14 protein-coding genes are annotated in these 11,975 nt (G+C 69.6%); 5 read left to right on the forward strand and 9 right to left on the reverse strand.

What is annotated here, in order from left to right; translation table 11 throughout:
• Positions 1-58: 58 nt before the first annotated feature.
• From OG306_RS01725 to OG306_RS01740, 4 genes are all read right to left on the reverse strand, one after another.
• Positions 59-928, reverse strand: a complete 870-nt coding sequence (locus tag OG306_RS01725) for an IS5 family transposase (protein WP_266752881.1) — start codon at positions 926-928, stop codon at positions 59-61.
• Positions 929-1,241: 313 nt separating this feature from the next.
• Entirely contained in the window at positions 1,242-1,871 is a 630-nt protein-coding gene (locus OG306_RS01730) for a 4'-phosphopantetheinyl transferase family protein (protein WP_327259571.1), read from the reverse strand.
• The gene (locus tag OG306_RS01735; RefSeq protein WP_266752877.1) at positions 1,852-2,739 is read right to left on the reverse strand and encodes a metallophosphoesterase family protein; all 888 of its coding nucleotides are present in this window, start codon (positions 2,737-2,739) and stop codon (positions 1,852-1,854) included. Before OG306_RS01735 ends, OG306_RS01730 begins: the two co-directional genes overlap by 20 nt.
• Positions 2,740-2,753: 14 nt before the next feature.
• Positions 2,754-3,518 (reverse strand): AfsR/SARP family transcriptional regulator, encoded by a 765-nt coding sequence (locus tag OG306_RS01740; protein WP_266752876.1) that lies wholly within the window; start codon positions 3,516-3,518, stop codon positions 2,754-2,756.
• 603 nt (positions 3,519-4,121) lie between these two features.
• Between OG306_RS01740 and OG306_RS01745 the strand changes: the two genes are divergently transcribed.
• Entirely contained in the window at positions 4,122-4,586 is a 465-nt protein-coding gene (locus tag OG306_RS01745; protein ID WP_266752874.1) for a hypothetical protein, read from the forward strand.
• 76 nt (positions 4,587-4,662) lie between these two features.
• Here OG306_RS01745 and OG306_RS01750 read toward each other — a convergent pair whose 3' ends face one another.
• Positions 4,663-4,839 (reverse strand): hypothetical protein, encoded by a 177-nt coding sequence (locus tag OG306_RS01750; protein WP_266752872.1) that lies wholly within the window; start codon positions 4,837-4,839, stop codon positions 4,663-4,665.
• Positions 4,840-4,847: 8 nt separating this feature from the next.
• Between OG306_RS01750 and OG306_RS01755 the strand changes: the two genes are divergently transcribed.
• Positions 4,848-4,997 (forward strand): hypothetical protein, encoded by a 150-nt coding sequence (locus tag OG306_RS01755; protein ID WP_266752870.1) that lies wholly within the window; start codon positions 4,848-4,850, stop codon positions 4,995-4,997.
• Positions 4,998-5,033: 36 nt separating this feature from the next.
• Here the strand turns inward: OG306_RS01755 and OG306_RS01760 are convergent, their stop codons facing one another.
• On the reverse strand, positions 5,034-6,692 hold the full coding sequence (locus OG306_RS01760) for an acyl-CoA carboxylase subunit beta (protein WP_266752868.1): 1,659 nt from the start codon (positions 6,690-6,692) through the stop codon (positions 5,034-5,036).
• 149 nt (positions 6,693-6,841) lie between these two features.
• On the opposite strand from OG306_RS01760, the gene OG306_RS01765 reads away from it, so the two are divergent.
• Genes OG306_RS01765 through OG306_RS01775 form a run of 3 tightly spaced genes read left to right on the forward strand, consistent with a single transcriptional unit; the run spans position 6,842 to position 9,345 of the window.
• Positions 6,842-7,846 (forward strand): beta-ketoacyl-ACP synthase III, encoded by a 1,005-nt coding sequence (locus OG306_RS01765; RefSeq protein WP_266752866.1) that lies wholly within the window; start codon positions 6,842-6,844, stop codon positions 7,844-7,846.
• 39 nt (positions 7,847-7,885) lie between these two features.
• Positions 7,886-8,128 carry an acyl carrier protein gene (locus tag OG306_RS01770; RefSeq protein ID WP_266752864.1) on the forward strand — a complete coding sequence of 81 codons (243 nt, stop codon included), beginning with the start codon at positions 7,886-7,888 and terminating at the stop codon, positions 8,126-8,128.
• On the forward strand, positions 8,125-9,345 hold the full coding sequence (locus OG306_RS01775) for a beta-ketoacyl-[acyl-carrier-protein] synthase family protein (RefSeq protein ID WP_266752862.1): 1,221 nt from the start codon (positions 8,125-8,127) through the stop codon (positions 9,343-9,345). The genes OG306_RS01770 and OG306_RS01775 overlap by 4 nt, the downstream gene beginning before the upstream one ends.
• Positions 9,346-9,703: 358 nt before the next feature.
• On the opposite strand, the gene OG306_RS01780 is transcribed toward OG306_RS01775, so the two are convergent.
• The 3 genes from OG306_RS01780 to OG306_RS01790 all read right to left on the reverse strand — a co-directional run bounded on the left by OG306_RS01780 (position 9,704) and on the right by OG306_RS01790 (position 11,765).
• Entirely contained in the window at positions 9,704-9,859 is a 156-nt protein-coding gene (locus OG306_RS01780; RefSeq protein WP_327259569.1) for a hypothetical protein, read from the reverse strand.
• Positions 9,860-9,925: 66 nt separating this feature from the next.
• Positions 9,926-11,074, reverse strand: a complete 1,149-nt coding sequence (locus OG306_RS01785; protein ID WP_266752860.1) for a hypothetical protein — start codon at positions 11,072-11,074, stop codon at positions 9,926-9,928.
• Positions 11,075-11,231: 157 nt separating this feature from the next.
• Positions 11,232-11,765: a DUF1707 SHOCT-like domain-containing protein gene (locus tag OG306_RS01790; RefSeq protein ID WP_266752858.1), complete on the reverse strand. Its 534-nt coding sequence runs from the start codon at positions 11,763-11,765 to the stop codon at positions 11,232-11,234.
• Positions 11,766-11,975: the final 210 nt, after the last annotated feature.

Raw genomic sequence — 11,975 nt, forward strand, 5'->3', positions numbered from 1 at the left:
GAGTACTGGTCCTCCGCCGATACCCAATCTTTCCGCGCGGGCGGCCTGACGATGGTCTTTAGAGTCCGCGCGGACAGGCGGCAGGTCGTGCTCGGCGTCGGGGGCGTTCCTCCCAGCGGTGGGTGGTCCATGCCTGCCGGATCAGGCTACGGACGGTGATGATCGTGTCGGCGAGGTCGAAGAATGCGTCGATGACGGTGGTGCGCCGCTCGTAGCAGCGGGCGAGCCGGTGGAAAGCGTTCTGCCAGGCGTGAGTGCGTTCGACATGCCAACGCTGACTGGCCTGGATGGGCGCCTTCTCCCCCTTGTGCGCGATGCGTCCGTGCAGGCCGCGTTCGTTGAGCAGAGCGCGGGTCTTGTCCGAGTCGTAGCCGGCGTCCAGGTGCACGGTGATGTCGTCGGGCAACGGCCCCAGGTCGTCCAGACGGTCCAGGGTCGGGGCGAGCAGCGGGGAGTCGTGGCGGTTGGCACCGGCCAGGACACGGCCCAGGGGAATCCCGTACCCGTCCGTCATGCCCGAGCGTTTGAGGCCCTGTTTGCCGCGGTCGACCGGTGAGCGACCGGCCGCCTCGCCGCCTCCGAAGGCCTTGGTGATGGAGCCGTCCACGGCGATCTGATCGAGGACGAGGCCGACGATCCGGTCGTAGGACTCCAGCGCGATCTGCTGGAGCCGGGCGAACACGCCCAGTCGTATCCACTCGTCGCGACGGTTTCGGATCGTGGTGGCCGAGCAGGTCGTGTCGGCGATCGCCTGGTACGAGCAGCCGAAGCGCAGGAGCTGCAGCATCTTGTCGAAGACGATCCGGTCGCTGATGCGTGGGCGGTGGCATCCCAGCGGATGGGTCGACGCGTACGCCGATCGCTCAGGCAGCAGGGCGGCGAATTGGCTCCAGAGCGGTTCGGTCAGCCAAGATGGCAGTACAGGCACAGGTCTCCCCGGTGATCACAGAGCGTCGCAACTCCATGATCGCCAAGACCTGTGCCTGCCTTGCTGCCGGGGTGCCGCCACCGGGCCTATCTGCGCGGCTTCTTACTCGTCTTTTCCAGCACGGCCGGCTGCTTCGGGTTGTGCTGCCGGCGCACGTACCGTGTCGCGCTGCTGCTTCGCAGTCGCCGCGACCGTCCGTGGTGCTGCCGCCCCGCTCCGGGTCACCGCCGGCGGCGTGTGCCGCAGTGGGTGCTGGGAGTTCAGGGGGTTCAGGGGGTTCAGGGGGTTCAGGGGCTCTGCCGCCGGATCCCGCTCAGACCACGATCGCAGTCAGGAGCAGGCCGCGCTGCACACGCCACAGCCCGGTGAACCCGCTGAACGGCCCGGGCACGAGCAGTTCGGCGTGGAACGTTCCGGCGTCCGGGTCGATCTCGATGCGGGCGGCGTCGAAGCCGATGAAGACGCGGGCCACCGGGTACCAGGCCTTGTAGACCGACTCCTTCGCGCTGAACAACAACCGGTCCCAGTTGGGCGCGGCGGGGTGCGCCGGTAACGCGGCCAGCATCTTCAGTTCGGCATCGAGCGCCACCGCCTCGGCCACGCCATCGGGCAGCGGCGCGTCCGGCTCGGCGTCGATGCCGATGGTCAGCGCGTCGTCGCGGCGGGCCACGGCGGCTCCTCGGTAGCCGGCGCAGTGCGTGAGGCTGCCGACGATGCCATCCGGCCAGACCGGCGCACCCCGCTCCCCCGGCAGGACCGGGACGGGCGGCAGGCCGAGGCGGCCGAGCGCCCGGCGGATGCAGGCCCGTCCGGTGGCGAATTCGCGCCGGCGTCCTTCGACGGCGCGCGCCGCCGTCGCGGCCTCCTCCGGGAACAGGTAGGCGTCTGCCAGGTCCCCGAACTCTTCGGCGGTCGCGACCATGTCAGGCAGAATATCGAGCATGCGCCCCTCCCTGCCGGTCCGCCGACGCCGCGTTCGTCCCGGGCAGGACCACCGGGCGCAGCACCGGCGGCGGTGTGCCGCGGCGTTTCCATTCCCGCGGGTATCCGAGTGACACCTCCTGGAACAGCACGCCGTCCCGGGTGATGTTGCGGGGTATGTGCAAGTGTCCGTAGACGACCGTCGCGGCCCGGAACCGCAGGTGCCACGAGGCGGTGCGCTCGGTGCCGCACCACTGCGCGAACTCGGGGTATCGCAGGACGTCCATGGGGTCCCGGATGAGCGGATAGTGGTTGACCAGGACGACGGACTGCTCGGGTGCGCACGCGGCGAGGCGGCGCTCGGTGTACTCGACGCGCTGCGAGCACCACGCCTCACGGCTCGGATACGGGTCGGGGTGGAGCATCGACTCGTCGGTGCACACGACTCCGGTGGAGTACGCGTAGGCCAGCGACTCGGCCTTCGTGCGCGTTCCGGGCGCCCGGAAGGAATAGTCGTACAGCACGAACAGCGGCGCGATCAGGAGCGGGCCGCCGCGTCCGGTCCACAGGGTATATTCGTCCTCTGGTGTGAGGACGTCGAGGCGGCGACACATCTCCACCAGCTCGCGATAGCGGTGCTCGCCGCGCAGCCGGACGGGATCGTCGGGGTGCGTCCACAGTTCGTGGTTCCCGGGCGCCCAGACGACCTTGGCGAACCGCGAGCGCAGCAGCCCGAGACACCATTCGATGTCGGCAAAGAACTCCCCGACGTCACCGGCGACGATGAGCCAGTCGCCCGGGTCGGTGGGGCGGATGCGCTCGACGAGTTCGCGGTTCTCGCGATAGCCGACGTGCAGATCGCTCAGCGCATACAGGGTCGGTGGCACCATGGGTTCCTCAGCCGCTACGCGGCGCGCAGTGGCGTAGTGAGCGCCGGGTCCTGGTCGAGGATTGCGCGGTACCGGCGCTGGACCTGCAGGCCGGGCTGCAGGCCGAGGTCGTCGCGGAGGCGTTGGCGCAGCCGGTGGAACACCTCAATCGCGTCAGCCTGCCGGTCGGCCCGGTAGAGCGCGAGCATGAGCAGGTCGTGCAGCCCCTCGCGCAGCGGATGCTGGGCGGCCAGGCTCTCCAGTTCGGAGGCGACCGCGCGCTCGTCGCCGAGGGCCAGCCGCGCGGCCATGAGGTTCTCGTGCGCGGCGACGCGGCTGTCGTTGAGCCACAGCGCCGCGGACCGGCAGCGCGCGCCCGGACCGGCGTCGAGCAGGGCCGGCCCCCGCCAAAGGCGCAGCGCCTGTTCGAGGTGCTCGACTGCGGCCTGCGGGTGGTCGGCGACGCGCTGGGCGCCGCTGGAAGCGAGGCGGTGGAAGCGTTCTGCGTCGATCGCGTCGGGGCTCAAGTCCAGCAGGTAGCCTTGGCTCACCGTCTGCAGCGCGTCCGGACGGCCGGCGCCCTCCAGCAGTCGGCGCAGCCGGGCGATGTGGGCCTGCAGGGTGTTCTTGGTCGTGCGGGGCGGGCAGTCGTCCCACAGTTCGTCGGCCAGATCCTGGCAGGACACGACGGAGCCGGCGTTGAGGGCGAGCAGTGCGAGGATGGCGCGCACCTTGGTGCCACCCACCGGGAGACGACTCTTCCCGATCACCGTCAGCGGGCCGAGAATTGTTATTTCCATCAGGACTCTCCGCCTGGCCATCGTTGTCAGTGGTATGCCGACGAATGATCGACGAAGCCCATGCTTGCCGGAACCGTACAGCATCGTCAAGCAGCCATTGCCCCGTATATCCACCAGCCGACCCCACTGCTTCCCGCCCCCGGTCTAGGGGTTACCCCGGGATCGCCCATCGCTTTCCGCGGGCCGCTAGGGGTTTCAGACCATTGTGCCGACGGAAGCCGTCGGGTTAACGTGGCCGCTCATGCCGGGACGACGCCAGCCGAATGTTCGAGAAATGACCGGTATGATCGAGACCATCGGATTACATAAGTCCTGCAAAGGCAAATACTGCGGACAGACTTATACCGTCTAAGCCGTATGCAGCGTCGAAATGTCCGTCGACAAAGGCGAGATCTTCGGCTTCCTCGGTCCCGACCTCGTCGTTTCACCGAGTCGGCCGGTTGATCTTGTGCCTGTGATGCCGTGTTGATCCCTGTCCGGGGCAGTGCCGGTCAGGGGTGCGCGTCGGCTGGCGTGCCGGATCGCGCCGGGTCCCACGGGCCCGGTGACCGCGGGTGTCCTCCTCTCGGTGCCCGGCGGGGCGGTTCGTGCCGTTCAGGTGGGGTGGGGCAGAGCGAGGATGCGGGTGAGGGCCCGCACGATCGCGGCTGTCCGGAGTCCGGTTTCGAAGAGTTTCAGGCGGCGTTTGCGCCGGCCGCGCACCAGGCGGGCGGGGACGTGGAGGATGCGGTAGCGCAGTGTCCTGGGGGTGGCCTTGGCCTCCTCGCCGTCCAGCGCGAGAAGTTGGAGCCAGGCGCGAAGGTCGTGGCCGTCAGTCAGGCGGCATTGACATTCGTCTCGTGGGAGGGCAGCAGGCCCATCCCGGACGCCTTGCTGTCGCGGCTCGACGCGGGCGTGCTTGCGGTGCCGGGCGTCGAGGTGGGCGATCTGACCGCGGCGACTGTTGGTGGCGAAGGTCCGGTAGCGGACCTGTTGCTTGATCTCGTAGTCGGAGGCGTCCTTGAGGCAGCGGGGGGGCGCAGCGGCTCCTCCGGGCGATCACCCGATGGCTCTTCGGCCAGCCGGTGATGTCGGCGAGCAGGCCGGTGATGTCGGCGACGAACGCGTCCTCACGGACGTGGCCGCCCTCGCCGGTGGTCGGCTGTCACAGCTTCTTGCGGTCCACGATCTCAATGGTGGCCTGCTCGCGCTCGGTGAGGTACCAGCCGACGGAGTACTCCCAGCGGAACGTGGGGCTGGCCCTCCGCCCGCGCTCCAGTCCAGCAGGTGGTGGGAGAATCCGGCCCGGTCCATCCGGAACAGGATCTTCTGCCGCCGCCACCAGGGTAGTTGGGCAACGCCCCTGGTGAGGATGTCGATGCGCTGTTCGCCGATGAGCTGGGCAGCAACGTGATCTGGCAGAGCATCCTCGTCGTCGGCGCTCTGGCGATCCTCTCGATGCCGTGGGCCGCACGGGCCTTCGCGCGGAGTCTGCGGTAGTCGGCTCCGCGCACTTCCTCAGCGACATCCCGCTTCCTACAGCGGGATGTTGCTGTGTTTGCGGGGCGGCAGTGTCACACGCTTGTTACGCAACGCCCTGAGTGCGCGCATCACGGTCAGCCGGGTCTCCGACGGCAGGATGACGTCATCAAGGCTGCCGCGTTCGGCCGCCATGTAGGGGGTCAGCACCGTCTCCTCGTACTGCTCGATCAGCTCCTCGCGCAGTTCGCCGGGATCGTCGGCGGCGCCGAGTTCGCGGTGGCACAGCATGTCGACAGCGCTGGCGGCACCCATCACGCCGATCCATGCGGTGGGCCAGGCGAAGCACATGTCGGCGCCGAGCTCCTTGGAGCCCATCACCGCGTACCCGCCGCCGAACGCCTTCCGGACGATGACGGTCACCTTCGGCACCGTCGCCTCGATGTAGGCGAAGCCGAGCTTGGCGCCGCGCCGGATGATGCCCTGATGCTCCTGGGCGGTGCCGGGCAGGAAGCCGGGGACGTCCACAAACGTCACGATGGGGATGTTGAACGTGTCGCAGAACCGTATGAACCGCGCCCCCTTCTCGGCCGCCGCGATGTCGAGAGCTCCGGCCAGTTGCCGCGGCTGGTTGGCCACGACGCCGACGGTGTGCCCCTCGATCTGGCCGAAGCCGCAGATGATGTTCGGCGCGAAATCCGGGTGCACCTCCAGTAGTTCGCCATCGTCGACCACGCGCGCGATCACCTCGACCATGTCGAACGTCTCGCGCTGCGCATCGGGCAGGATCGAGTCGAGCTCGAGGTCGTCGGGGGTGACGTCCAGGACCGCCGTGTTCTGGTACGCCGGCGCCTCGCCCAGGTTGTTGGACGGCAGGAACGACAGCAGGTCCCGTACGTAGTCGAGCGCCTCAGCCTCGCTGTCCGCCATGTAGTGCGCGTTGCCGGCGACCGTGGCGTGCACCTGCGCGCCTCCGAGGTCCTCCATGCGGACCGTCTCGCCCGTGACCGTCCGGATGACGTCCGGGCCGGTGACGAACATGTGCGAGGTCCGGGCGACCATCACAACGAAGTCGGTGCAGGCCGGCACGTAGACGGCGCCGCCCGCGCAGGGTCCCATGATCAGCGAGATCTGTGGGATGACGCCGGACGCGGTGACCACCTTGTTGGCTACGCGGCCGTATGCGGCCAGCGACAGCACGCCCTCGGCGACGCGCGCGCCGCTGGAGTCGTTGATCGCGATGACCGGGCAACCTGTCTGCAGGGCGAGGTCGAGCAGTTTGCCGACCTTCTCGCCGAAGACCTCGCCGACGCTGCCGCCCAGGGTCAGGGCGTCCTGGGCGTAGACGCACACCCGGCGGCCGTCCACGGTGCCGTAGCCGGTGATGACGCCGTCGCCGCTCGGCCGCGCCGTGTCGGCGGCGAAGCCGGTCGAGCGGTGGCGGGCGAGCAGGCCGGTCTCCACGAACGAGTCCGGGTCGAGCAGGTACTCCAGGCGGTCCCGGGCCGTCATCCGTCCGAACCGGGCGAGGCGGCGGACCGTGCGGTCGGGGACGTGCAGGGCCGCCTCGCGCCTGGCCCGCAGGTCGGCGATCTTGTCGGCGGTGGTGCCGGGCGCCTTCGGGGGCACCGGTCTCTCGTTCCCGTTCCCCGTCCGCTGGACGGGGAAGCGCCGTTGCACGGCTACGTGCGCTTCGAGGTAACCGGGTTCGTCCATAGTCGTCTCCTCGCTCACACAATCATGCTCGCGCACTCCGCTGCCCATGCTCTGACCAGCTGCTGACAGGCTGCTGAAGGAGTGCTGAAAGCGGCTGCGCGTCAGAGATCCTTCAGCCGACTTTCAGCGCCTGCTGGCATCCTTGGCGCATGACGCGTGCCGCGGTCATCAGTGGCCTGGGGGGCTGGCTGCCTCCTCGGGTGGTGACGAACGACGACCTGCCAGCCGAACTCGACACCTCCGACCACTGGGTCCGCACCCGTACCGGCATCGCGCGCCGCCACTTCGCTGAACCCGGCTCCGCGACCTCCGACCTCGCCGTCGAGGCTGGAGCGCGAGCCCTGGTCTCCTCGGGCGAGCCGCACATGGACGCCGTGGTCCTGGCCACGACCACGCCCGACCGGATCTGCCCGGCCACCGCCCCCGAAGTCGCGACGCGGCTGGGCCTGGCCGGCGCCGCCGCCTTCGACCTCAACGCCGCGTGCACCGGGTTCGTGTACGGGCTCGCCTGCGCAGCTGGACTGATCACCACAGGCGTCGCCGACCGGGTGCTGCTCATCGGCGCCGAGACGTACTCCAGCATCGTCGATCCCCTTGACCGCGGGACGGCTCCCATCTTCGGCGACGGGGCCGGCGCGGTGGTCCTGCGGGCTGGCGCCCCCGACGAGCCGGGCGCGATCGGCCACATCGATCTGGGCAGCGACGGCGCCGACGCCGAACTCATCGAGGTCAACGGCGGTGGTTCCCGGCAGCGGCTGTCCGACGGGCCGGAGCGGGACGGCGAGCGGTATCTGACGATGGCCGGCCGCGAGGTGTTCAAGCACGCCGTCATGCGGATGACCGCCTCGTGCCAGACCGTGCTGGAGCGCGCCGGCCGGGGCGTCGCCGATGTCGACCGGCTGGTGGCCCATCAAGCCAATATCCGCATCGTCCACCAGCTCGCCGACCAGTTGGGCATCGACCGTGGCCGCGTCGTGACCAACATCGACCGCGTCGGTAACACCGCGGCCGCCTCCATCCCGCTGGCGCTGCTCCACGGCGTCGCCGACGGCACCGTGCGGCCCGGCCAGCAGACCCTGCTCACCGCGTGCGGCGCGGGCTTCACCTGGGGTTCGGCGCTGCTGACCTGGCCCGATCTCGTGCTCTGCGACTAGCCGAGCGATGGTTACCGATTGCTGATGAGGAGCACTCTGATGAAGAACACGTACGACCGGCTCACCGACATACTGGTCAACCAGTTCGAGGTGCAGCCCGAGGAGGTCCGCCCGGACATCACCTTCGAGGAGCTCGAACTGGACTCGCTGTTCCTGGTGGAACTCGGCCTGGTCATCAAGCGGGACCTCGACGTGGAGATCGGCGAGGACGACGCGACCCCGCGCAGCACGGTCGCCGACGTCGTGAAGCTGATCGACGCCCAGCTCAACCCGGCGTCATGACCACCGGTGTCGTCGTCACGGGTTTGGGGCTGGTGACCGCCGCTGGCGTCGGCACCGAAGCGACCTGGCGCGCGGTGTGCGCCGGGGTGCCGACCGCTGCCACCGACCCGGCGCTGGCCGGGTTGCCGGTCGACTTCTCGTGTCGGGTCCCCGATTTCGACGCCCGGGCACTGCTCGGCCGTCGCACGACCATGCAGTACGACCGGTTCGTGCAGCTGGGGCTCATCGCCGCGCAGGAGGCCGTCGCGGACGCCGGACTGGATCCGGCCACGTGGGACGGCGCCCGGGTCGGCGTCGTCGTCGGCTGCGGCGTGGGCGGTGCGGGCACGTGGGAGACGCAGTACCGGAAGTTCGACAACGACGGGCCCGAGACGGTGTCGTCGATGCTGATGCCGATGCTGATCCCGAACATGGTCGCCGGGCACCTGGGTATCCGCTTCCGGGCGACCGGCCCGAACCTCGTGACCGCCACGGCGTGCGCTTCCGGGGCCACCGCCATCGGCGTGGCCCGCGACATGCTGCGCCAGGGCGTCTGCGACATCGTCCTGACGGGCGGCACCGACGCCGCGGTGGTACCTCTCATCGTCACCGGCTTCAGCCAGATGCGCGCACTGTCGACCCGTACGGAATCACCGGCGGCGGCGTCACGCCCGTTCGACGCCGGCCGCGACGGATTCGTCATAGGGGAGGGCAGCGGCATCCTGGTCCTCGAACGCGCCGACCACGCCGAGGCCCGCGGCGCCCGCGTCCGGGCCCGGCTCGTCGGTTACGGTGCCTCCGCCGACGCGTACCACGCGACTGCCCCCGACCCCACCGGCACCAGTGTGGAGCGAGCCATCCGCGCCGCACTCGCCGAGGCCGGCGCCGCTCCGTCCGACGTGGACCACGTCAACGCGCATGGCACGTCGACGCCGCTGAACGACCTGGCCGAGGCCAGGGTCCTGGCCCGCTGCCTCGGTACCGGCCCCGCGGTCACGTCGGCCAAGGGCACCCTCGGGCACACGCTCGGCGCGGCCGGGGCGATCGAGGCGGCGCTGACGGTGCTGACGCTCGAGAACGGGCTGATCCCGCCGACGGCGAACCTCGAAAGCCAGGACCCGGAGATCGAGGTCGACGTGGTGGCCAAGGAGGCCCGGCGCTGCCGGGTCGACCTGGCGCTCACGAACTCCTTCGGGTTCGGCGGGCAGAACGTCGTACTCGCCTTCGCAGCAGGCTGAGCACGCCGGCCGGTCCCGAGCGAGCGGGTCCACCCTTCTTCTTTCATCAGGGGTGCGGTACGGGTTTCGGGTACCGCACCCCGCTGCTTGGCGCCCCCGTGCAGTAGGGGTTCAGCAGCGTGCGCGGGCCGGGACACGGTTCTCCCTTCGATCGCGGTCACCAGATCCATTCCTTCCGCCGGACACCGGTCATCTCTCTGTCGGAGACGGACAGGCGGTGTCCGATCGCGCACACCGTAGAAGGGGGCCCGCGTTCGTGTCGCGCCCCTCGGTTGCTCCCACCGCCGAAAAAGATGCCGCGATCTGCATCGCAGCCGGGTGGGCCGGCCCAGAGAGCACGCCGTGAACTGCACGAAGTTCACGCCGAATTGCACACGATGCAGGCGGCAATGCCCTGGTAGGTCGAACCCGGCGACGGATGGGACGACTCCGTCACCAGCCGCTGGTATCCCACGGCCAAATCCCCGGCCGAGGGCTGGAGCAGCGAGGAGACCAAGGCGTATGCCCTGGTCACCCGCCCTGCCATGGTCGAATCCGCCCGGGCCGCACAGACCCACATCGTGAGGAACACCGGCCCGGATCACGACGCTCCCACCACTTCGGCCACGGCCTGGTCCTCGGTGAGAGGGCGGACCGCGAGCGCGGCGCACCGCTCGTTCCACGCCCGCACCGGCTCTCGCGGCACGGCCGTGGCCCGGGCCCGGTAAAGATCGCCGAGGAACTCACCCAGCAGCTCCTCCGCCACCCGCGTCCGGGCCTTGTCTGCGGCCGTCTCGGCCCGCTTGCGGTTTTTTTCAGTGGGAGACATCCCGCGCATAGCCATCCGCTTCACGTACGCGGCCTCGGCAGGCTTCGAGTCCCGCAGCCGTTCCAACGCCCGCCGGCGGCGTGCCTCCAGCACCAGCTTGGCCATCTGCCGCTCAGCGTACGCCCGCGACGTCGGGTGGTCGAACCCTTCCGGTACCTGGGACCCGTGCACGTACGCCCAAGTGTCCCGCGCCACCGTCTCGGTCAGCTCTGCCAGGCCCTGAGGATCGTCGACGTCGGCTCGCAACGCCACCGTGATGTCCACCGCCTGGTCCACCACGGCCGCAGTTTCCCGCCGCAACGTGCACGTCATGCACAGCCCAGCGGCGTCGGACAGGCCGCAGTCCGCGCACGGCTGTGCCGCCCGCTCCGCCTTGGCCACCGTGATCTGCGCCTTCTGCTCGTCGACCGCAGCACGGTAGGCGATCTGCTGCCTGGCCGTCTGCTCGCGCCGCACGAGATCCATCGCGGCCTGGTACTCGACCGTTGCCCGCAGTTCGCCCTCGTAGGCGGCCCGCCACTCCCCCGGCGGAAGGTGCGGATGCTCAGCGACAACACGGGCCGCCACCACGGTGTGCAGAGCACGCCGATCGCCGATCCGGCAGGTGCAGCTCTCACTGCCGCCGGTGTCGGTCCGGAACCCGTCGTCGCACAACGTCGACCAGCACGCGGCCTGCTGCGGCAGTCCGCGTTTGAGCAGCCGGCCGGCCAAGTTCTGAACCGGGCGGGTCCCTTGCCGGTCCAGGCGGCGATTGATCCGTTCCGCCAGTCGCCGGTCTGCGTGCTCGTCGCCGACAAGACCGCGAAGCCGCACCAGCTCCAGGCGCACTGCCGTAGCCAGCCACTCACCGGTGGACTCGCGGCCAAGCCCTGCCCACAGCCAGGAAACCGGAGCGAGGGCGACCTTGAGGTCGTCCGGCACCGCAACCGGCCGCTTCGACGGCCGCCTTACCGCCGGACGGGTATAGGCCAGTCGGACCAACCAAAAACCACTAGGCCAAAGGGCCTAAAAACACCAATCATGATAGACGCGGACCCGGCTCTCACCGCGTGCGGTGTGACGGCTGACGGGCCCGGGCTCACGGCCGCTGCTCGACCACCTTCGCGTGCTGGAGCGTTCCGACCAGCTGGATACGGAGGCGGGGGTCGGCGACGACATCCTTCGAGGCACGCTTCACCTGGGAGAACGTCAGGTTGAGCTGGTCGGTGTCGATCGCGATGTCGGGCGCGCCGACGATGACGATCCTGCCGTGCTTTATGTCCACGTCGATGCGCAGCGTTCTCGACGTGATCACCGCATCGGTGAAGTCGAGGGTGACCCGGCACATCTGCGTCTTCACCGTGATGTGCTGCGGAACCGTCCACTGGCCGGCCCGTGACCAGTTGCCGCTGCGCTGTTCCACGACGAGGTCCTCCGCCGTCAGGGCTTCGGCCGGCAGGTCCGCGACCAGCGCGGCCAGCTCGCCCTGCGTCTGCGCCGTCAGCGCGCGTTCCACGCGGTCCTCGAGCTCCTCGGAGGTGAGCCGGCCGTCTCCGGCGGCGATCCGCAGAACCTCCACGACGCGGTCACGGTCACCGTGCGACGCCCGCAGCTCGGGCACGTCAGTCGACATGTCAAACATCCTTTCACAGACGGTACTTGTGGTGTCGGGTCTCTGGTGCCCGCCACGGACGGATCGAATCCGTGGCGGGCGCCTTCGCTTCCGCCCCGACGGCGCTCCCGGCGTTCAGGGGCCTGAGTACGCCGGTCCTTCCCCTCCGGTCCCTCTCCTCAGGTCCTTCAACTCCGGTTCTGCTCCTTCGGTTCCGCTACTCCGGATCCG

It is taken from the genome of Streptomyces sp. NBC_01241 (assembly GCF_041435435.1).
Taxonomy (GTDB): Bacteria; Actinomycetota; Actinomycetes; order Streptomycetales; family Streptomycetaceae; genus Streptomyces.